Source organism: Streptococcus sp. UMB1203 (assembly GCF_030217725.1).
Classification (GTDB): domain Bacteria; phylum Bacillota; class Bacilli; order Lactobacillales; family Streptococcaceae; genus Streptococcus.
In genome coordinates this window covers 1-22,131 of record NZ_JASOOK010000033.1, presented here as the reverse complement: position 1 = coordinate 22,131, position 22,131 = coordinate 1, and the positions used below count along the sequence as shown (strand labels likewise).

18 protein-coding genes and 2 tRNA genes are annotated in these 22,131 nt (G+C 40.8%); 18 read left to right on the top strand and 2 right to left on the bottom strand.

Annotated elements, in window-relative coordinates; genetic code table 11:
* Positions 1 to 105: 105 nt before the first annotated feature.
* Positions 106 to 747, bottom strand: coding sequence for a glycerol-3-phosphate 1-O-acyltransferase PlsY (gene plsY / locus QP439_RS07990; RefSeq protein ID WP_070527256.1), 642 nt, complete (start codon positions 745 to 747; stop codon positions 106 to 108).
* Between the two features lie 135 nt (positions 748 to 882).
* Here plsY and parE point away from each other — a divergent pair, with 135 nt between their 5' ends.
* The 17 genes from parE (at position 883) to sufB (ending at position 19,321) form a co-directional block, all read left to right on the top strand.
* Positions 883 to 2,826: a DNA topoisomerase IV subunit B gene (gene parE / locus QP439_RS07985; protein WP_004261495.1), complete on the top strand. Its 1,944-nt coding sequence runs from the start codon at positions 883 to 885 to the stop codon at positions 2,824 to 2,826.
* 27 nt (positions 2,827 to 2,853) lie between these two features.
* Complete coding sequence (locus tag QP439_RS07980) at positions 2,854 to 3,672, top strand: aminoglycoside 6-adenylyltransferase (RefSeq protein ID WP_049499569.1); 819 nt, start codon at positions 2,854 to 2,856, stop codon at positions 3,670 to 3,672.
* Positions 3,673 to 4,014: 342 nt separating this feature from the next.
* Positions 4,015 to 6,486, top strand: coding sequence for a DNA topoisomerase IV subunit A (gene parC, locus QP439_RS07975; protein ID WP_285389300.1), 2,472 nt, complete (start codon positions 4,015 to 4,017; stop codon positions 6,484 to 6,486).
* Between the two features lie 134 nt (positions 6,487 to 6,620).
* Positions 6,621 to 7,643 carry a branched-chain amino acid aminotransferase gene (locus tag QP439_RS07970; protein ID WP_285389298.1) on the top strand — a complete coding sequence of 341 codons (1,023 nt, stop codon included), beginning with the start codon at positions 6,621 to 6,623 and terminating at the stop codon, positions 7,641 to 7,643.
* A 22-nt stretch (positions 7,644 to 7,665) separates the two neighbouring features.
* Complete coding sequence (locus tag QP439_RS07965; protein ID WP_033681952.1) at positions 7,666 to 9,633, top strand: peptide ABC transporter substrate-binding protein; 1,968 nt, start codon at positions 7,666 to 7,668, stop codon at positions 9,631 to 9,633.
* Between the two features lie 98 nt (positions 9,634 to 9,731).
* Positions 9,732 to 9,962: a DUF2969 domain-containing protein gene (locus QP439_RS07960; protein ID WP_285389295.1), complete on the top strand. Its 231-nt coding sequence runs from the start codon at positions 9,732 to 9,734 to the stop codon at positions 9,960 to 9,962.
* A gap of 49 nt (positions 9,963 to 10,011) precedes the next feature.
* Positions 10,012 to 10,092 (top strand) — tRNA-Tyr (locus QP439_RS07955).
* A 9-nt stretch (positions 10,093 to 10,101) separates the two neighbouring features.
* A tRNA-Gln gene (locus QP439_RS07950) sits at positions 10,102 to 10,173 on the top strand.
* A gap of 161 nt (positions 10,174 to 10,334) precedes the next feature.
* Complete coding sequence (rpsA, locus tag QP439_RS07945; RefSeq protein WP_001001631.1) at positions 10,335 to 11,537, top strand: 30S ribosomal protein S1; 1,203 nt, start codon at positions 10,335 to 10,337, stop codon at positions 11,535 to 11,537.
* A gap of 85 nt (positions 11,538 to 11,622) precedes the next feature.
* Positions 11,623 to 12,120: a free L-methionine (R)-S-oxide reductase MsrC gene (msrC, locus tag QP439_RS07940; RefSeq protein ID WP_285389293.1), complete on the top strand. Its 498-nt coding sequence runs from the start codon at positions 11,623 to 11,625 to the stop codon at positions 12,118 to 12,120.
* Complete coding sequence (dnaX, locus tag QP439_RS07935; RefSeq protein ID WP_203213308.1) at positions 12,120 to 13,775, top strand: DNA polymerase III subunit gamma/tau; 1,656 nt, start codon at positions 12,120 to 12,122, stop codon at positions 13,773 to 13,775. Before msrC ends, dnaX begins: the two co-directional genes overlap by 1 nt.
* A 27-nt stretch (positions 13,776 to 13,802) precedes the next feature.
* Positions 13,803 to 13,997 carry a DUF3272 domain-containing protein gene (locus QP439_RS07930; protein WP_001081602.1) on the top strand — a complete coding sequence of 65 codons (195 nt, stop codon included), beginning with the start codon at positions 13,803 to 13,805 and terminating at the stop codon, positions 13,995 to 13,997.
* Positions 13,998 to 14,148: 151 nt separating this feature from the next.
* Complete coding sequence (sufC, locus tag QP439_RS07925) at positions 14,149 to 14,919, top strand: Fe-S cluster assembly ATPase SufC (protein WP_000114489.1); 771 nt, start codon at positions 14,149 to 14,151, stop codon at positions 14,917 to 14,919.
* 27 nt (positions 14,920 to 14,946) lie between these two features.
* Positions 14,947 to 16,209 (top strand): Fe-S cluster assembly protein SufD, encoded by a 1,263-nt coding sequence (sufD, locus tag QP439_RS07920; RefSeq protein WP_285389283.1) that lies wholly within the window; start codon positions 14,947 to 14,949, stop codon positions 16,207 to 16,209.
* Positions 16,210 to 16,219: 10 nt separating this feature from the next.
* Entirely contained in the window at positions 16,220 to 17,446 is a 1,227-nt protein-coding gene (locus tag QP439_RS07915) for a cysteine desulfurase (protein ID WP_065371830.1), read from the top strand.
* Positions 17,433 to 17,873: a Fe-S cluster assembly sulfur transfer protein SufU gene (gene sufU / locus QP439_RS07910; RefSeq protein ID WP_049500368.1), complete on the top strand. Its 441-nt coding sequence runs from the start codon at positions 17,433 to 17,435 to the stop codon at positions 17,871 to 17,873. The genes QP439_RS07915 and sufU overlap by 14 nt, the downstream gene beginning before the upstream one ends.
* Positions 17,874 to 17,908: 35 nt before the next feature.
* Positions 17,909 to 19,321, top strand: a complete 1,413-nt coding sequence (sufB, locus tag QP439_RS07905; protein WP_000797057.1) for a Fe-S cluster assembly protein SufB — start codon at positions 17,909 to 17,911, stop codon at positions 19,319 to 19,321.
* A gap of 198 nt (positions 19,322 to 19,519) precedes the next feature.
* On the opposite strand, the gene pbp3 is transcribed toward sufB, so the two are convergent.
* Complete coding sequence (gene pbp3, locus QP439_RS07900; RefSeq protein ID WP_045606281.1) at positions 19,520 to 20,761, bottom strand: D-alanyl-D-alanine carboxypeptidase PBP3; 1,242 nt, start codon at positions 20,759 to 20,761, stop codon at positions 19,520 to 19,522.
* Between the two features lie 102 nt (positions 20,762 to 20,863).
* Between pbp3 and cozE the strand changes: the two genes are divergently transcribed.
* On the top strand, positions 20,864 to 21,973 hold the full coding sequence (gene cozE, locus QP439_RS07895; protein WP_285389278.1) for a cell elongation protein CozE: 1,110 nt from the start codon (positions 20,864 to 20,866) through the stop codon (positions 21,971 to 21,973).
* The last annotated feature ends 158 nt before the right edge of the window (positions 21,974 to 22,131 follow it).

The following is a 22,131-nucleotide window of genomic DNA, read 5'->3' as shown; positions in this document are numbered from 1 at the left end:
TGGGACTTTTTTTCTACACAAAAAAGGCTCCATAAGATCCATAGGGGATTTACCCACTACAAATATTATAGAGCCAAAAAACGTCAGTTCTGTTCAAACTGGCGTTTATTTTTTAGAATTTTGATGGGTTAAGTTTAATCCCCAAGGAACAAGATTTTCAGTCTTATTCTGGATACGTGTGATATTATCCTTATGCCGAATGATAATCAAGCTAGCAAGAGCTAGGATAATAGCGATGAAGAGAGGGTCATAGTTACTCAGGATAAAACCAAAAAGTGGAAAGAGTAGAACACCGATAACAGCTGCGATAGATGCTGTGACGCTAGATAGTGAAATCATACTACCAAGATAGAGGGTTCCAAAGAAAACAACTGCAAGGTAGAGACAGAAGACAGGTGCAAATCCGAAAATCACTCCAGCGCTAGTTGCGACAGCCTTGCCACCCTTAAATCCTGCAAAGATTGGAAAGGTATGGCCAATAACAGCCAAAAGTCCAAAGATGAGAGGAGAAACGCCTTGCAGATGAAACATAATCGGAAGAAGCGTTGCTAGGGTTCCTTTGAAAAAGTCAATGACAAAGGTTGCCATACCCGCTTTCTTACCTAAAATACGGAAGGTATTGGTCGTTCCAGTGTTACCAGAACCATGCTCTCGCAGATTGATTTGAAAGAATACTTGTCCAATCCAGAGACCAGACGGAATCGAACCCAGCAGATAGGCTAGGATTAATAAAACTATTGTAATCATACTCCTATTATATCATGAAATGGAAAAGAAAGGCAGAGAATCTCTTCTGAAATTGTCACACCGGAGAAAGAAAAATTTTGCAAAATCCTTGGAAAACCTGTAGAATAGTAAAGATGAACGAATAGGAGGTTCCTTGTGTCAAAAAAGGAAATCAATATTAACAATTATAATGATGATGCCATTCAGGTGCTAGAAGGGTTGGATGCGGTCCGTAAACGTCCAGGGATGTATATCGGATCGACCGATGGTGCAGGTCTTCATCACCTCGTCTGGGAAATCGTCGATAATGCTGTCGATGAGGCCTTGTCTGGATTTGGTGACCGTATTGATGTGACCATCAATAAAGATGGGAGTTTGACTGTGCAAGACCACGGACGTGGGATGCCAACTGGTATGCACGCGATGGGAATTCCAACTGTTGAGGTTATCTTTACCATTCTCCACGCAGGAGGAAAATTTGGTCAAGGTGGTTATAAGACATCAGGTGGTCTGCACGGGGTGGGTTCTTCCGTAGTTAACGCCCTTTCTAGCTGGCTAGAAGTTGAAATCACTCGTGACGGTGCAATCTACAAGCAACGTTTTGAAAATGGTGGCAAACCTGTTACGACTTTGAAGAAAATCGGTACAGCGCCCAAGTCTAAAACAGGTACCAAGGTTACGTTTATGCCTGATGCGACGATCTTCTCTACGACAGATTTCAAGTACAATACCATCTCAGAACGCCTCAATGAGTCAGCCTTTCTTTTAAAAAATGTGACCTTGTCTCTAACGGATAAACGCACAGACGAAGCGATTGAATTCCACTATGAAAATGGGGTACAAGACTTTGTTTCTTATCTGAACGAAGACAAGGAAACCTTGACACCAGTCCTTTATTTTGAAGGGGAAGACAATGGTTTTCAAGTGGAAGTAGCACTGCAGTACAATGATGGATTTTCAGATAATATTTTGTCCTTTGTCAATAACGTTCGCACCAAGGACGGTGGAACACACGAGACAGGACTCAAGTCTGCCATTACTAAGGTTATGAATGACTACGCGCGTAAGACAGGTCTTCTCAAGGAAAAAGATAAAAACCTTGAAGGTTCAGACTATCGTGAGGGGCTAGCGGCTGTCCTCTCTATTCTAGTCCCTGAAGAACATTTGCAGTTTGAGGGTCAGACCAAGGACAAGCTAGGAAGCCCTCTTGCTCGTCCCGTTGTGGATGGCATTGTGGCGGATAAGTTGACCTTTTTCCTTATGGAAAATGGGGAATTGGCTTCTAACCTCATCCGCAAGGCTATTAAGGCCCGTGATGCTCGTGAAGCGGCACGTAAGGCGCGTGATGAGAGCCGAAATGGGAAGAAAAATAAAAAAGACAAGGGCTTATTATCTGGGAAATTGACCCCAGCCCAGTCCAAGAATCCTGCTAAGAATGAACTCTATCTAGTCGAGGGGGACTCTGCCGGAGGTTCTGCCAAACAAGGTCGTGACCGCAAGTTCCAGGCAATCTTGCCCCTTCGTGGTAAGGTTATCAATACAGCCAAGGCCAAGATGGCGGATATTCTCAAAAATGAAGAAATCAATACCATGATTTATACCATTGGTGCGGGTGTTGGAGCAGACTTCTCCATTGAAGACGCCAACTATGACAAGATCATTATCATGACCGATGCGGATACCGACGGTGCCCATATCCAGACCTTGCTCTTGACATTTTTCTACCGCTACATGCGTCCTCTAGTCGAGGCAGGTCATGTCTATATCGCCCTTCCGCCTCTTTACAAGATGTCAAAAGGAAAAGGCAAGAAAGAAGAAGTGGCCTATGCTTGGACGGATGGAGAACTAGAAGAACTTCGCAAACAGTTCGGTAAAGGTGCAACACTCCAACGCTACAAGGGGCTTGGAGAGATGAATGCGGACCAGCTCTGGGAAACAACTATGAATCCAGAAACCCGTACCCTCATCCGTGTCACCATTGAAGATCTGGCTCGCGCCGAACGCCGCGTCAATGTCCTCATGGGAGACAAGGTCGAACCACGCCGTAAGTGGATTGAGGATAATGTCAAATTTACGCTGGAAGAAGCGACAGTGTTTTAAGTCACTTTTTAATGAATGGGTATCGAAATGAGAACTGAAACAGAAATGCTAGATCTGATTTTACAGATTGCCAAAACTTTACAAGTCAAAGCTGTCGCTATGTCTGGTTCACGGACAAACCCAAAGGCCCCAAAAGATGAATTTCAAGACTATGACGTGGTCTATGTCGTGGACGATTTAGATAATCTGACGAGTGACCTTTCTTGGCTGGACCTGTTTGGGAAGCGCATTATTGAGCAAGAAGTTGGTTTTGGTCATCGCCGTCTATTTCTCATGCTCTTTGAAGATGGCAATCGCATTGATTTGACTCTCTGCCCTAAAGACCACATCCAAGAGTGGGTGGATAGCGAGGCTGGATTCACTGTTTTTGAAGACCCAGAACATTTATTTGAACCCTATTCGCAAAATCTAGAGCGTTACTGGACACCCCCAGCTACTGAAACGAATTTTGTAAAATCCTGCAATGAATTTTGGTGGGTGTCAGCCTACGTGGTCAAAGGAATCTGTCGTAAGCAAGTCATCTACGCGACTGACCATCTCTACGGCATTTGTCAACAAGAATTCTTGAAAATTTTGGCTTGGCAGGTTGCAAGTGATAGGGGGAAAGTCGATATTGGCAAGAACTACAAGTATCTCTTCAACTATTTACCTGCTGAGCAAAAGAAGGAATTCTCAGATTTGCTTGATTTCTCAAGTTTAGATAAAATCACTGAGTCTTTGTTTGCTACGATGCAACTTTTCCATAGAGAAGCTCAAAGATTTGCTCACAAGATGGGATTTGACTATGATATGGAAGTAGCTGAGAAAATGATTGAGTATGCTGAGGAGAGACTTCTTAATCGCTAACTAACTAAAGACCTTAATTTAAAAGATTAAACTACAGAAAGGGTCGTTTGATTATTTGTAGTAACTGAACACGGAACTAATTTTAGTCGGAAAAAAGTCAAATCGTCTTGACTTCATCGAGCCCTACATCGATTTTCTATTTTTCTACAGAAATTTTCGGCAAGCCAAATCGTCCCTTTATATCTTAACTGGACACCTTTTCTGTAAAAACCTACTCTATATTCTTTGAAAGGAGTTGAACACGCCCTAAATGACGCGTGAAAAAGATAAATTCTCTGGTGAGCTTGCTAACTTCAAGATTTTTCTATTTTCACTTGATATTTTACGGGCTCTGTATCCTATATGAGTAACATTCAAAACATGTCCCTGGAGGACATTATGGGAGAGCGCTTTGGTCGCTACTCCAAATACATCATTCAAGACCGGGCTTTGCCAGATATTCGGGATGGATTGAAGCCGGTTCAGCGCCGTATTCTTTATTCGATGAATAAGGATGGCAATACCTTTGACAAGAGTTACCGTAAGTCGGCCAAGTCTGTCGGTAACATCATGGGGAATTTCCACCCACACGGTGACAGTTCTATCTATGATGCCATGGTTCGTATGTCACAAGATTGGAAAAATCGTGAGATTTTGGTCGAAATGCACGGTAATAATGGTTCTATGGACGGAGATCCGCCTGCGGCTATGCGTTATACCGAGGCTCGTTTGTCAGAAATTGCTGGTTACCTTCTTCAAGATATCGAGAAAAAGACAGTTCCTTTTGCTTGGAACTTTGATGATACCGAGAAAGAACCAACTGTCTTGCCAGCAGCCTTTCCAAACCTTTTAGTCAATGGTTCGACTGGGATTTCGGCTGGTTATGCCACAGACATTCCTCCCCATAATTTGGCTGAGGTCATTGATGCGGCGGTTTACATGATTGACCATCCAACGGCCAAAGTTGAAAAACTCATGGAATTCTTGCCTGGGCCAGATTTTCCAACTGGAGGAATTATTCAGGGTCGTGATGAAATTAAGAAGGCCTATGAAACTGGGAAAGGGCGCGTGGTTGTTCGTTCCAAGACGGAGATTGAAAAGCTAAAAGGTGGTAAGGAACAAATCGTTATCACTGAGATTCCTTATGAAATCAATAAGGCCAATCTGGTCAAAAAAATCGATGATGTTCGTGTCAATAACAAGGTGGCAGGTATTGCTGAGGTTCGTGATGAGTCTGACCGTGACGGTCTTCGTATCGCGATTGAACTCAAGAAAGACGCCAATACGGAGCTCGTGCTCAACTATCTATTCAAATATACTGACCTACAAATAAATTACAATTTTAACATGGTGGCAATTGACAATTTCACGCCTCGTCAGGTTGGGATCGTTCCAATCTTGTCTAGCTATATTGCCCACCGTCGTGAAGTAATTTTGGCGCGTTCACGCTTTGACAAGGAAAAGGCTGAGAAACGTCTCCATATCGTCGAAGGTTTGATTCGTGTAATTTCGATTTTGGACGAAGTCATTGCTCTTATTCGTGCTTCTGAGAATAAGGCGGACGCCAAGGAAAATCTCAAAGTTAGCTATGATTTTACAGAGGAGCAGGCTGAGGCCATCGTTACCTTGCAATTGTATCGTTTGACCAATACCGATGTGGTTGTCTTGCAGGAAGAAGAAGCAGAACTTCGTGAGAAGATTGCCATGCTTGCGGCGATCATCGGTGACGAACGGACTATGTACAATCTCATGAAGAAAGAGCTTCGTGAGGTCAAGAAGAAATTTGCTACTCCGCGTTTGAGTACTTTAGAAGACACAGCAAAAGTAATTGAGATTGATACAGCTAGTCTGATCGCCGAGGAAGATACCTACGTCAGCGTGACCAAGGCAGGTTACATCAAGCGTACCAGCCCACGTTCCTTTACCGCTTCAACGCTGGAAGAAATTGGCAAGCGTGATGATGACCGTTTGATTTTTGTTCAAGCTGCCAAGACAACTCAGCATCTTTTGATGTTCACAAGTCTTGGAAATGTCATCTACAGACCAATCCATGAATTAGCAGATATTCGCTGGAAGGACATCGGAGAGCATCTGAGCCAGACCATTACAAATTTTGAAACTAACGAAGAAGTCCTTTATGTGGAAGTCGTGGATCAGTTTGATGATGCGACAACCTACTTTACTGCAACTCGTCTCGGTCAAATTAAACGGGTAGAACGCAAAGAGTTCTCTCCATGGCGAACCTACAAGTCTAAGTCTGTCAAGTATGCTAAGCTCAAAGACGAGACAGACCAGATTGTAGCAGTGGCTCCGATTAAACTGGATGATGTTCTCTTGATTAGCCAAAATGGTTATGCCCTTCGTTTCAATATCGAAGAGGTACCAGTTGTCGGTGCTAAGGCTGCAGGTGTCAAAGCTATGAACCTGAAAGCAGATGATGTCCTCCAATCCGCCTTTATCTGTAACACTTCATCCTTCTACCTCTTGACTCAGCGTGGAAGTTTGAAACGTGTTTCTATTGACGAAATTCCAGCAACTAGCCGTGCCAAACGAGGACTACAAGTCTTGCGTGAGTTGAAAAACAAACCGCACCGTGTCTTCTTGGCTGGAGCAGTTGCAGAGCAAGGTTTCGTTGGTGATCTTTTTAGTACAGAAGTAGAAGAAAACGACCAAACGCTTCTTGTCCAATCTAACAAGGGGTCAATCTATGAGAGTCGATTGCAAGACCTCAACTTGTCAGAACGAACCAGCAACGGAAGCTTCATTTCTGATACTATTTCTGATGAAGAAGTTTTTGACGCTTATCTTAAAGAAATATTTACTGAAGCTAAATAAGTGAAATGAGGAATCAGTTCTAAGAGCTGGTTCTTTTTATTGAAGAAATTTTCTGAAAATTACAAAATATACTTGCTATTTTAGAAAAAAAGTGTAGAATATAAGAAATAGGTTTTTAGAATAAGGAGTGGAATATGACAGTAACGATTGATTGGGAGAACCTTGGTTTCTCCTATATGAATTTACCTTATCGCTATATTGCTCATTTTAAAAATGGACAATGGAATCAAGGAGAACTTACAGAAGATGCAACCTTGCATATTTCAGAGTCTTCTCCAAGTCTTCACTATGGTCAACAAGCATTTGAAGGTTTGAAAGCTTATCGTACTAAGGATGGCAGTATTCAACTTTTCCGTCCTGATGAAAATGCCAAACGTCTGCAACGTACATGTGACCGTCTCTTGATGCCACAAGTTCCAACAGACATGTTTGTAGAAGCTTGTAAGGCAGTTGTTCGTGCGAATGAAGAATATGTACCTCCATACGGAACAGGTGGAACCTTATATCTTCGCCCTCTTTTGATTGGTGTCGGAGATATTATTGGGGTTAAACCAGCAGAAGAGTATATTTTCACCATCTTTGCCATGCCAGTTGGAAATTACTTTAAGGGTGGTTTGGTTCCAACCAACTTCTTGATTCAGGATGAATACGACCGTGCAGCGCCAAATGGTACAGGTGCAGCTAAGGTTGGTGGGAACTATGCTGCCAGTCTCTTGCCAGGGAAATTGGCCAAGTCACGTCATTTCTCAGATGTTATCTATCTAGACCCATCAACTCATACAAAGATTGAAGAAGTCGGTTCAGCTAACTTCTTTGGAATTACAGCTGATAATGAATTTGTAACACCATTGAGTCCATCTATCTTGCCATCTATTACTAAGTATTCTTTGCTTTATTTGGCAGAACACCGCTTGGGCTTGACTCCTATTGAGGGGGATGTCCCAATTGATAACCTTGACCGCTTTGTAGAGGCAGGTGCCTGTGGTACAGCAGCAGTTATTTCACCAATTGGTGGAATTCAGCACGGTGATGATTTCCATGTATTCTATAGTGAAACAGAAGTAGGTCCTGTGACTAGTAAACTCTATGATGAATTGACTGGTATTCAGTTTGGTGATATTGAAGCGCCAGAAGGTTGGATTGTAAAAGTAGATTAAAACAAACAAAAGGAGATTTTTGATGAAATCGAAAAAGTGGCTCTTAACAGCAGGAGTGGTCCTGAGCACAACAGCTCTTTTAGTGGCTTGTGGAAAAGCTGATAAAGAAGCAGATGCACCGACAACATTTTCATATGTCTATGCAGTAGATCCAGCATCTTTGGACTATAGTATAGCGACTCGTACATCTACAACAGATGTCATCGGGAACGTGGTTGATGGCTTGATGGAAAACGACCAGTACGGAAATGTTATCCCTTCCTTGGCTGAGGATTGGTCTGTGTCAAAAGATGGTTTGACTTATACCTACAAACTTCGTAAAGGAGTTAAATGGTACACTTCTGAAGGTGAAGAATATGCAGAAGTAACAGCCCATGACTTTGTAACAGGATTGAAACATGTAGCTGACGGTAAGTCAGACGGTGTCTCTCTCATCCAAAATTCAATCAAGGGTTTGGATGCCTACATGACTGGTGAGACGAACGATTTCTCTACAGTTGGTGTTAAGGCCTTGGACGATTATACAGTCGAATATACCCTAAACAAACCAGAAAGTTTCTGGAACTCTAAAGTTACAACAGCGACGATGTTGCCTGTAAATGAAGAGTTTTTGAAGGCATCAGGTAAAGATTATGGAGCAGTTACTCCAGCAGGGATTCTTTACAATGGTCCTTATATCTTGAAGACCTTGACTTCTAAATCGTTAATCGAATACGAGAAAAATCCAAACTACTGGGATAAAGAAAAGGTAAAAATCGAGAAGATCAAATTGACCTACTACGATGGTTCTGATCAGGAATCCTTGATTCGTAGCTTCTCTTCTGGTGCTTATACGACAGCCCGTCTCTTCCCAAGTAGCTCAAACTTTGCTTCTACTTTGGAACAATACGGAGATAAAATCACTTATAGCCCACAGGACTCAAGTAGCTATTACTTCACCTTTAACGTAAATCGTCAGTCATATAATAAAACTGCGAAAACAAGTGAGGAGCAAAAGACTTCTACTAAAGAAGCTATGCTTAATAAGGACTTCCGTCAGGCTATCAACTTTGCCTTCAACCGCCATTCTTATGCTGCCCAGCTAAATGGTGAAGACGGTGCGGACAAGATTATTCGTAACAGCCTTGTTCCTGACAACTTCGTGCAAGCAGGTGGTAAGAACTTTGGTCAAATCGCTCAAGCAGAGTTGGTGAACTATGGTGACCAATGGAAAGGTGTTGAGCTAGTTGACGGTAAGGATTCTATCTACAACCCTGACAAGGCTAAAGCTGCGTTCGAAAAAGCTAAGAAAGACTTGGAATCTAAAGGGGTAACTTTCCCAATTCATTTGGATGTCCCAGTTGAACAAACAGATACCATCGCCGTTCAACAAAGTAACTCTTTCAAACAGTCTATCGAATCAACTCTTGGTGCTGAAAATGTTGTCATCGACGTTCTTCAAATGACAGATAATGAAAAGGAAACAATCACTTCACAAGCGCGTGTTCCTTCTCAAAAAGACTATGATTTGAACAGTACAGGATGGGCTCCAAGTTATCAAGACCCAGCATCTTACTTGAATATCATGGATCCTAAATCAGGTTCTGCTATGAAGCACCTAGGTATTACTAAAGGGAAAGATAAAGATGTTGTAGCTAAACTTGGTTTAGATGAATATAAGAAATTATTGGATGATGCGGATTCAGAAACTACGAATCTTGAAGAACGCTATGAAAAATATGCCAAGGCTCAAGCTTGGTTGACAGATAGTTCATTATTGATGCCAACAGCCTCATCTGGTGGTTCTCCAGTTGTAAGTAATGTAGTACCATTCTCAAAACCATACTCACAAGTTGGTATTAAGGGTGACCCATATATCTTTAAAGGAATGAAATTACAAAAAGATATCGTTACGACAAAAGAATATGAAGAAGCACTGAAAAAATGGCAAAAAGAAAAATTGGAATCAAATGGTAAGTACCAAAAAGAACTAGAAAAACACATTAAATAAAGCAGAAAACTCTATATCAGACATGGAATGATATAGAGTTTTTTCTTGCTAGTTTTAGGATTTTCTTGTAAAATAGAAAAAGTGAAGAGAGGTATGAAATGAGTAAGAAAGATAAAAAAATCGAAATTCAAGTAGCAGATGCCAAAGTTAATGTAGGAAAAGACAGTTTTGAAGGCTATACTTTGACCATTGGTAAAAAAGTTATCGGAGAAATTGCCGAATTAGATGGACAATTTGCCATTATAAAGAATGAGAATGTCGATAGTTTTTATAAAAAATTGGAAAAAGCTGTGGAAATTTTGATTGAAAATTATAATTTAGCAAAATAAGTCTTGTTTTTTTGAAATTTTCATGATATAATAGTCCATGTTGATTGTAGGAGAGATAGCGAAGAGGCTAAACGCGGCGGACTGTAAATCCGCTCCTTCGGGTTCGGGGGTTCGAATCCCTCTCTCTCCATTTTATCAATGGGGTATAGCCAAGCGGTAAGGCAAGGGACTTTGACTCCCTCATGCGTTGGTTCGAATCCAGCTACCCCAGTTCTTAGGTAATGATCAAGATAAAAAGCAAAATATCTTAGGGTATTTTATTTTTATAATTGAAAGACGTGAACGATATGAACTTGTTCTTGCGGGTGCTTAGGAAAAAAATTATAAGTATGTCAAGTTTAAGAAAAACTTGATTGTTGGAGGATTTTTTAGATGAACGAATTTGAAGATTTGCTAAATAGCGTTAGCCAAGTTGAGACTGGTGATGTTGTTAGTGCTGAAGTATTGACAGTTGATGCGACTCAAGCTAACGTTGCAATCTCTGGAACTGGTGTTGAAGGTGTCTTGACTCTTCGCGAATTGACAAACGATCGCGATGCAGATATCAATGACTTTGTTAAAGTAGGAGAAGTATTGGATGTTCTTGTACTTCGTCAAGTAGTTGGTAAAGATACTGATACAGTTACATACCTTGTATCTAAAAAACGCCTTGAAGCTCGCAAAGCATGGGACAAACTTGTTGGTCGCGAAGAAGAAGTTGTTACTGTTAAAGGAACTCGTGCCGTTAAGGGTGGACTTTCAGTAGAATTTGAAGGTGTTCGTGGATTTATCCCAGCTTCAATGTTGGATACTCGTTTCGTACGTAACACTGAGCGTTTTGTAGGTCAAGAATTTGACGCTAAAATCAAAGAAGTTGACGCTAAAGAAAACCGCTTCATCCTTTCACGTCGTGAAGTTGTTGAAGCAGCTACTGCAGCAGCTCGCGCTGAAGTATTCGGTAAATTGGCTGTTGGTGATGTTGTAACTGGTAAGGTTGCACGTATCACAAGTTTCGGTGCTTTCATCGATCTTGGTGGTGTTGACGGATTGGTTCACTTAACTGAATTGTCACACGAACGTAACGTATCACCAAAATCAGTTGTAACTGTTGGTGAAGAAATTGAAGTGAAAATCCTTGATCTTAACGAAGAAGAAGGACGCGTATCACTTTCACTTAAAGCAACAACACCTGGACCATGGGATGGCGTTGAGCAAAAATTGGCTAAAGGTGATGTAGTTGAAGGAACAGTTAAACGTTTGACTGACTTCGGTGCATTTGTTGAAGTATTGCCAGGTATCGATGGACTTGTTCACGTATCACAAATTTCACACAAACGTATTGAAAATCCAAAAGAAGCTCTTAAAGTTGGTCAAGAAGTTCAAGTTAAAGTTCTTGAAGTTAATGCAGATGCAGAGCGCGTATCACTTTCTATCAAAGCTCTTGAAGAACGTCCAGCTCAAGAAGAAGGACAAAAAGAAGAAAAACGTGCTGCTCGTCCACGTCGTCCAAAACGTCAAGAAAAACGTGATTTCGAACTTCCAGAAACACAAACAGGATTCTCAATGGCTGACTTGTTCGGTGATATCGAACTTTAATCAAATTGAAAATTCACAAAATCCTTTGTTTTCTAAACAAGGGATTTTTCTTTTGTCTGTAAGCCTTTTTTGATATAATAGTTCTATGTTAGAATCAGAAAAACAATCACGTTATCAAATGTTAAATGAAGAGCTATTTTTTTTATTGGAAGGTGAAACCAATGTTTTGGCTAATCTTTCCAACGCCAGTGCTCTTTTAAAATCACGCTTTTCCAATACTGTATTTGCAGGCTTTTATTTGTTTGATGGAAAGGAATTGGTTTTAGGTCCCTTCCAAGGCGGTGTTTCCTGCATCCGTATTGCACTTGGAAAAGGTGTTTGTGGGGAGGCAGCTCACTTTCAGGAAACTGTTCTGGTTGGTAATGTAACAACTTATCCCAACTATATTTCTTGTGATAGTCGAGCTAAAAGTGAAATTGTTGTTCCGATGGTTAAGAATGGTCAATTGCTCGGGGTTCTGGATCTGGATTCTTCAGAGATTAATGATTATGATGCTATGGATCGAGATTATTTGGAACAATTTGTCGCTATTTTGCTTGAAAAGACAGAATGGGACTTTACAATGTTTGGGGAGAAAGCCTAATGTATCAAGCTCTTTATCGAAAATATAGAAGTCAAAACTTCTCCCAGTTGGTTGGACAGGAAGTTGTGGCTAAGACTCTTAAACAAGCAGTAGAGCAAGAGAAAATAAGTCATGCCTATCTTTTCTCTGGTCCACGTGGAACGGGAAAAACTAGTGTGGCTAAGATCTTTGCCAAAGCTATGAACTGTCCCAATCAAGTGGGTGGTGAACCTTGTAATAACTGCTATATTTGTCAAGCGGTGACGGATGGTAGTTTAGAAGATGTCATTGAAATGGATGCAGCCTCTAATAACGGGGTGGATGAAATCCGTGAAATTCGTGATAAATCTACCTATGCGCCTAGCCTTGCTCGTTATAAGGTCTATATCATAGATGAGGTTCACATGCTGTCTACAGGAGCTTTTAATGCCCTCCTAAAGACGTTAGAAGAGCCAACACAGAATGTGGTCTTTATTTTGGCTACTACTGAATTGCACAAGATACCTGCGACTATTCTATCCCGTGTGCAACGTTTTGAATTTAAATCGATTAAGACACAGGATATTAAGGAACATATTCACTATATCTTAGACAAAGAAAATATCAGTTCTGAACCAGAGGCTGTGGAAATCATTGCTAGACGGGCTGAAGGTGGAATGCGAGACGCCTTGTCTATTTTGGATCAAGCCCTAAGTTTAACACAGGGAAATGAATTGACGACTGCCATTTCTGAAGAAATTACTGGCACTATTAGCCTATCAGCCTTGGATGATTATGTGGCTGCCTTGTCTCAACAGGATGTTCCCAAGGCCTTGTATTGCTTAAATCTTCTCTTTGACAATGGTAAGAGCATGACTCGTTTTGTGACCGACCTTTTGCACTATTTAAGAGACTTGTTAATTGTCCAAACAGGTGGAGAAAACACTCATCATAGTCCAGTCTTTGTAGAAAATTTGGCACTTCCTCAAGAAAATCTGTTTGAAATGATTCGCTTGGCGACAGTCAGTTTAGCAGATATTAAGTCTAGTTTGCAACCTAAGATTTATGCTGAGATGATGACTATTCGTTTGGCAGAGATTAAGCTTGAACCAGCTCTTTCTGGGGCAGTTGAACATGAAATTTCTGCATTGAGACAGGAAGTTGCCCGTCTCAAACATGAACTCTCAAATGTGGGCACTGTACCAAAAACAACTAGTCCAGTACTTACCCGTCCAGCAGCGAGCAAGACCGTCTATCGTGTGGATCGTAATAAAGTTCAATCTATCTTACAAGAGGCTGTCGAAAATCCTGATTTAGCACGTCAAAATCTGATTCGCTTGCAGAATGCCTGGGGAGAGGTAATTGAAAGTCTTGGAGGTCCTGATAAGGCTCTGCTAGTTGGTTCTCAACCGGTTGCAGCCAATGAACACCATGCTATTCTTGCTTTTGAATCTAACTTCAATGCTGGTCAAACCATGAAACGAGACAATCTCAACACCATGTTTGGCAATATCCTCAGTCAGGCAGCAGGTTTTTCACCTGAGATTTTAGCTATTTCCATGGAGGAATGGAAAGAAGTTCGCGCAGCCTTTTCAGCCAAAGCAAAATCTTCTCAAACTGAAAAAGAAGCAGAAGAAAGTCTGATTCCAGAAGGATTTGAATTTTTGGCTGATAAAGTGAAGGTCGAGGAAGACTAAAGAAAGATTTCATGATACAATAAGTTTATGAATAGACAACAATTTATTATCATTGCGCTGTTTACAGCTGCTGAGACCTATTTTTTCAATGAAGCCTGGATGACTGGTCGCTATATTATGGCAGCCTTTTGGGCCATTTTGCTCTTCAGAAATTTCCGAGTTAGTTACTTGATGGGCAAGATTGTAGATGTCATTGACCAGCATTTAAAAGGAAAAGACTAGTCCTCAGCTTCTAGACAAAATCAAAGCCTTTTAGGCTTTTTTTTGTTATACTATAAAAGTATATTTATTGACCTTTTACCGTATTTTCTAGGGAAATCAAGTATGTTTCTAGTGAGTACTGGTAAAGGCCTTGAAAAAGAAAGGAACTATCATGTCAGTATTAGAGATCAAAGATCTTCACGTTGAGATTGAAGGAAAAGAAATTTTAAAAGGGGTTAACCTGACCCTGAAAACAGGAGAAATTGCCGCTATCATGGGACCAAATGGTACTGGTAAATCAACTCTTTCTGCCGCTATCATGGGAAATCCAAACTATGAAGTGACCAAAGGTGAAGTCTTGTTTGATGGCGTAAATATTCTTGAGTTAGAAGTGGACGAGCGTGCGCGTATGGGACTTTTCCTTGCTATGCAATATCCATCAGAAATTCCTGGTATTACTAACGCTGAGTTTCTTCGTGCAGCCATGAATGCTGGTAAAGAAGACGATGAGAAGATTTCAGTTCGCGAGTTCATCACTAAGCTAGATGAAAAGATGGAATTGCTCAACATGAAAGAAGAAATGGCTGAGCGTTACCTCAACGAAGGTTTCTCTGGTGGTGAGAAAAAACGTAATGAGATTCTTCAACTTTTGATGTTGGAACCAACTTTTGCCCTTTTGGATGAGATTGACTCTGGTCTTGATATTGATGCCCTTAAAGTTGTTTCTAAAGGTGTGAATGCTATGCGTGGTGAAGGCTTTGGTGCTATGATTATCACTCACTACCAACGTCTTTTGAACTACATCACACCTGATGTGGTACACGTCATGATGGAAGGTCGTGTTGTTCTTTCTGGTGGTCCCGAATTGGCTGCGCGTTTGGAACGTGAAGGATACGCAAAACTAGCTGAAGAACTTGGCTACGACTACAAGGAAGAATTGTAATTCCCTCGTGTCTTTTAGGAGAAGTAAATGACTAAAGAAAATATTAAACTTTTTTCAGAAATGCACGCTGAACCAAGCTGGTTGGCTAATCTCCGTCAAAAAGCTTTTGACAAGATTGAGACTTTGGAATTACCAGTTATTGAGCGTGTCAAATTCCACCGTTGGAATCTGGGTGATGGAACGATTACAGAAAGTGAGCCATCAGCAAATGTTCCAGATTTCACAGCTCTAGATAATCACTTGAAGTTGGTTCAAGTAGGAACTCAGACTGTTTTTGAGCAAACTCCAGTTGAGTTAGCTGAACAGGGTGTCGTCTTTACAGACTTCCACTCAGCTTTAGAAGAAATTCCAGAGCTAATCGAAGAATTCTTCATGTCATCTGTTAAGTATGACGATGACAAGTTGGCAGCCTACCATACAGCTTATTTCAATAGTGGTGCTGTTCTCTACATTCCTGATAACGTGGAAATTGCTGAACCAATCGAAGGAATTTTCTATCAAGACAGCGATAGCGATGTGCCGTTTAACAAGCATATTATGATTATCGCTGGTAAAAATTCTAAGATTAGTTATCTGGAGCGTCTAGAGTCACGTGGTGAAGGAAGTGCCAAAGCAACTGCCAATATCACAGTAGAAGTAATTGCGCGTTCTGGAGCTCAAGTGAAGTTTGCTGCGATTGACCGTCTAGGTGAAAACGTCACTGCTTACATTAGCCGTCGTGGTAAATTAGGCAACGATGCAAGCATTGACTGGGCAATCGGTGTCATGAACGAAGGGAACGTCGTTGCGGACTTTGATAGTGACTTGATTGGTAACGGTAGCCATGCAGATCTCAAGGTTGTAGCTCTTTCAAGTGGCCGTCAGGTACAAGGGATTGATACCCGAGTAACTAACTATGGTTGCAACTCAATCGGAAATATCCTTCAACATGGGGTTATTCTTGAAAAAGCAACCTTAACCTTCAATGGTATCGGCCACATCATCAAGGGTGCTAAGGGAGCAGATGCGCAACAAGAAAGTCGTGTTCTTATGCTTTCAGACCAAGCGCGTTCAGATGCCAACCCAATTCTTTTGATTGATGAAAATGACGTAACTGCAGGTCACGCGGCTTCTATCGGACAAGTAGATCCAGAAGATATGTACTATCTCATGAGTCGTGGCTTGGATAAGGCAACTGCAGAACGCTTGGTTGTTCGTGGTTTCCTTGGCTCCGTAATTGTTGAGATTCCAGTCAAAGAAGTTCGTGAAGAAATGATTGCAACCATCGAAGAAAAATTGTCAAAACGCTAAGGGGAAGCCTATGTTAGATGTAGAAGCGATTCGTAAGGATTTTCCAATTTTAGACCAGATTGTCAACGATGAACCTCTGGTCTATCTGGACAATGCTGCGACGACACAAAAACCACTAGCAGTTCTGGAAACAATCAACCGCTACTATAAGCAGGACAATGCCAATGTTCACCGTGGTGTTCATACCTTGGCTGAGCGAGCAACAGCTTCTTATGAAGCTGCTCGTGAAACCATTCGTAAGTTTATCCATGCAGGCTCTACAAAGGAAGTTCTCTTTACCAGAGGAACGACAACCAGCCTTAACTGGGTGGCACGCTTCGCTGAGGAAATCCTGACTGAGGGAGACCAGGTCTTGATTTCTGTCATGGAACACCATTCCAATATCATTCCTTGGCAGGAGGTCTGTCGCAAGACTGGGGCAGAGCTTGTCTATGTTTATCTCAAGGATGGAGCTCTGGATATGGATGACTTGCGAGCTAAATTGACTGATAAAGTCAAGTTTGTCTCCCTAGCTCACGCCTCAAATGTTCTTGGTGTAGTCAATCCTATCAAAGAAATCACGCAATTGGCCCACCAAGTTGGAGCTATCATGGTGGTGGATGGCGCTCAGTCTACGCCCCATATGAAGATTGATGTCCAGGACTTGGATGTGGACTTCTTTGCTTTTTCAGGTCACAAGATGGCTGGACCAACTGGTATTGGTGTTCTTTACGGTAAAGAAAAGTATCTGGAACAAATGTCACCAGTTGAGTTTGGTGGCGAGATGATTGATTTCGTCTATGAGCAATCTGCTAGTTGGAAGGAGTTGCCTTGGAAATTTGAGGCTGGAACGCCAAATATGGCAGGTGCTATCGGACTTGCTGCAGCAGTGGATTATCTAGAAAAGATTGGTATGGATGCCGTTGAAGCTCATGAACAGGAATTGATTGCATATGTCTTTCCAAAATTGCAGGCAATTGAGGGATTGACTATTTATGGTTCGCAGGACTTGGCTAAACGTTCAGGTGTGATTGCATTTAACCTAGGCGATCTTCATCCCCATGACCTAGCTACAGCACTGGATTATGAAGGGGTAGCAGTTCGTGCAGGTCATCATTGTGCTCAACCTTTGCTCCAATATTTGGAAGTTCCAGCAACAGCTCGTGCAAGTTTTTATATCTACAATACCAAGGCAGATTGTGACAAGCTAGTCGATGCCCTACAAAAGACAAAGGAGTTTTTCAATGGCACTTTCTAAACTAGATAGCCTTTATATGGCAGTGGTGGCAGACCATTCGAAAAATCCACATCACCAAGGGAAGTTAGAAGACGCTGAGCAAATCAGCCTCAACAATCCAACCTGTGGCGATGTTATTAATCTCTCTGTTAAGTTTGACGCAGAGGATCGTTTAGAAGATATCGCTTTTCTAAATTCAGGATGCACGATTTCAACTGCTTCTGCTAGTATGATGACAGATGCAGTTTTAGGCAAGACCAAACAAGAAATTTTAGAACTTGCAACTATTTTTTCTGAAATGGTTCAAGGGCAAAAAGATGAGCGTCAAGACCAACTTGGAGACGCGGCTTTCTTATCAGGTGTTGCCAAATTCCCTCAACGAATCAAGTGTGCAACTCTAGCTTGGAATGCCCTTAAGAAAACAATTGAAGATCAAGAAGAAAAATAAGAAACATAGAAATATATAATGAAAGAAAGGATATTATGGCTGAAGAAAGAGTAGAACCAAAACCAATTGACCTTGGTGAATATAAATTTGGTTTCCATGACGATGTAGAGCCTGTCCTATCGACAGGAAAAGGATTGAACGAAGAAGTCATTCGCGAATTATCAGCTGCTAAGGGTGAACCTGAGTGGATGTTAGAATTCCGTTTGAAGTCTTATGAAACCTTCAAAAAAATGCCTATGCAAACCTGGGGAGCAGACTTGTCAGAGATTGACTTTGATGACTTGATCTACTACCAAAAACCATCTGACAAACCAGCCCGTTCATGGGACGAAGTTCCTGAGAAAATCAAAGAAACCTTTGAACGTATCGGAATTCCAGAAGCTGAGCGTGCTTATCTAGCAGGAGCTTCTGCCCAGTATGAGTCAGAAGTGGTTTACCATAACATGAAGGAAGAGTTCCAGAAATTGGGGATTATCTTTACAGATACGGATTCTGCCCTCAAGGAATACCCAGACTTGTTTAAACAATACTTCGCTAAGTTGGTACCGCCAACAGATAACAAATTGGCTGCCCTCAACTCAGCAGTATGGTCTGGTGGAACCTTTATCTACGTGCCAAAAGGTGTCAAAGTAGATATTCCACTTCAAACCTACTTCCGTATCAATAACGAAAATACAGGTCAGTTCGAACGTACCTTGATTATCGTTGATGAAGGAGCGAGTGTCCACTACGTAGAAGGCTGTACAGCGCCAACTTATTCAAGTAACAGCTTGCACGCTGCCATTGTAGAAATTTTCGCTTTGGACGGAGCTTATATGCGTTATACAACCATCCAAAACTGGTCTGATAATGTCTATAACTTGGTAACAAAACGTGCCAAAGCTTTGAAAGATGCAACTGTTGAGTGGATCGATGGAAACTTAGGTGCCAAAACAACTATGAAATACCCATCTGTTTACCTAGATGGAGAAGGAGCACGTGGTACCATGCTTTCAATCGCCTTTGCTAACGCAGGGCAACATCAGGATACTGGTGCCAAGATGATCCACAACGCCCCACATACAAGCTCGTCTATCGTGTCTAAATCCATCGCTAAAGGCGGAGGAAAGGTCGACTACCGTGGACAAGTAACCTTTAACAAGAACTCTAAGAAATCTGTTTCTCACATCGAGTGTGATACCATTATCATGGATGACTTATCAGCATCAGATACTATTCCATTTAATGAAATCCACAACTCGCAAGTTGCTTTGGAGCACGAAGCTAAGGTTTCTAAGATTTCAGAAGAACAACTATACTACCTCATGAGCCGTGGTTTGTCAGAATCTGAGGCAACAGAGATGATCGTTATGGGGTTTGTCGAACCCTTCACAAAAGAACTTCCAATGGAATATGCAGTTGAGCTGAACCGCTTGATTAGCTATGAAATGGAAGGATCAGTTGGATAAAATTTGTTTTTATACTCTTCGAAAATCTCTTCAAACCGTGTCAGCTTTATCTGCAACCTCAAAGTGGTGCTTTGAGCAACCTGCGGCTAGTTTCCTAGTTTGCTCTTTGATTTTCATTGAGTATTAGCTTTATTCAAAATCAAGGATTTTGAAGATGAACTTCTAACAAAAAAATCGCGGTTTAAAATCGCGATTTTTTTATAATTTCTCGTTGATAAATCGGATAAACTGATTCCACCAAACTTTTAAGAAGAAGGCTTTTTCAACTTTCTTTTCTGCTACCATTTCAAAACTAGGACGTTCTGTAGTGATGTAACCTTGACCAATCAAATCATTGTCTTCATAAGTCAAATGTCCAACCACAGTTCCGGCTTCAAGTGGTGCTGGAATTGCCTTAGAATCAGGTGTGAATTGAATTGTTTGGGACGATTGTCCCCCAACACGTTCAATTAGAGAGATATCATCTTTGGCAATGGCAGTGACGGTATCTTCTTTTCCATCTTGTACAGGGGCTTTACTATCTTGATAGGCATCGCCTTTTTGAACGATTTTGCGAAGTGTGAATGTAGAAGAGATATAATCCATTAGTGAAGAAGTAGCTGTGAAGCGAGCGTAAGGATTATTGTCTTGATGATCTGCATTCAAAACAACTGTGATAACCCTCATCCCTTTTTCGACAGTAGTACCAACAAAAGATTCTCCAGCTTTGTCTGTTGTTCCTGTTTTAAGGCCATCAAAACCACCGCGATAAGCAGGCATACCCTCTAACATGTAGTTGGTAGAAGTGATTGTCATTCCAGCAAAAGTAGAAGAAGGTTTTTTCGTGATTTCCAAGACTTGTGGGTATTTTTTGATGAGATTGCGAGCAACGATAGCGACATCATAAGCACTGAGCTTATTTTCCTCATCTTTTTTAGATCCTGGGTAAATGTTATCCCCTAGAGTCTCATTGTTCAGACCAGTCGTATTGACAACAGTGGCATCCTGAATTCCCCATTCTAAGAGTTTTGCCCGCATCATATCGACGAAATCTTTTTCTGAGCCAGCAATTTTCTCAGCTAGGGCAATAGCCGCACTGTTAGCACTAGATACTAGGGTTGCTTCGAGCAGTTGTTCGACGGTATAATTACGAGCCTCCATAGGAACGTTACTCGCTTCAGAATTTGTCGTTAATTTGTAAGGATAATCAGAAATATCTACCGGAGTTGATAGTGTAATACTGCCGTTTTCCAAGGCTTCATAGACAAGATAAACAGTAATTAACTTTGTGATTGAAGCAATTTCAACTGGCTTGGTTGCATCTTTCTCATAGAGAATTTTACCAGTATTTGCCTCAACGGCAATTGCATGTTTAGCAGCAATATTAAAATCTTGAGCAGCAACAGTAGATGCTGAGCCAATAACGGATAAGCTTAGGAGAGTTAAAATTATTTTTTTCATAGTAAGTTTATTCTATCATAAAGAAAAAAATATTCCCAGTTTCATGATATAAGAAAGAAGCTTTTTTGAAAGTATGGTAAAATAGATGAATGGAGGTACCCCATGTTTCGTAAGAATAAATTATTTTTTTGGACCAGTGAGATTTTATTATTAACTATCATCTTTTATTTATGGAGACAGATGGGGTCTTTGATTAACCCTTTTGTTAGCGTGCTTAATACAATTATGATTCCATTTTTATTAGGGGGATTCCTTTATTATTTGACAAACCCTATTGTTACTTTCTTAAATAAAGTCTGTAAACTCAATCGTTTGCTTGGTATTTTAATTACCTTGTGTGCTTTGGTCTGGGGGATGGTCATAGGTGTTGTCTATCTCTTACCTATTTTGATTAATCAGTTATCTAGTTTGATTATATCTAGTCAAACTATCTATAGTCGAGTACAAGACTTAATCACAGACTTATCTAATTATCCTGCGCTCCAAAATTTGGATGTCGAGGCTACCATTCAGCAGTTAAACTTATCCTATGTTGATATTCTTCAAAATATCCTAAATAGCGTATCAAATAGTGTGGGGAGCGTCTTGTCAGCTCTTATCAGTACTGTTTTGATTTTGATTATGACCCCAGTTTTTTTGGTTTATTTTTTACTAGATGGCCATAAATTCTTGCCGATGCTTGAACGTACTGTTTTAAAGCGAGATAAGTTGCATATTACAGGTCTTTTAAAAAATTTGAATGCTACAATCGCTCGATATATTAGTGGAGTTGCCATTGATGCGATTATTATTGGCTGTTTGGCCTTTATCGGATATAGCGTAATCGGTTTGAAATACGCTTTGGTCTTCGCTATCTTTTCAGGATTAGCCAATCTCATTCCTTATGTAGGTCCAAGTATTGGTTTGATTCCGATGATTATCGCCAATGTCTTTACTGATCCCCATAGAATGCTGATTGCAGTTGTTTATATGTTGATTATTCAACAAGTGGATGGAAATATTCTCTACCCTCGTATCGTAGGTGGTGTGATGAAAGTCCATCCAATTACGATTTTAGTATTACTTTTGTTATCAAGTAATATTTATGGTGTCATTGGTATGATTGTTGCAGTACCAACCTATTCTATCTTAAAAGAAATTTCTAAGTTTTTATCACGTTTGTATGAAAATCATAAAATAATGAAAGAACGAGAAAGAGAATTAGCTAAGTAAAAGTCAGGAATTCCTGATTTTTCTTTTTGTTTAGCTAGGTGATAGGAGTAGAAGTGTCGTTTAGAATTAGTTGATTAAGAATAATGCTAAATTCCCAAACTAACTTCCACCGTTAATCCAAGTGGAAGTTAGTCTGATAAAAATCGTAAAAACCAGTG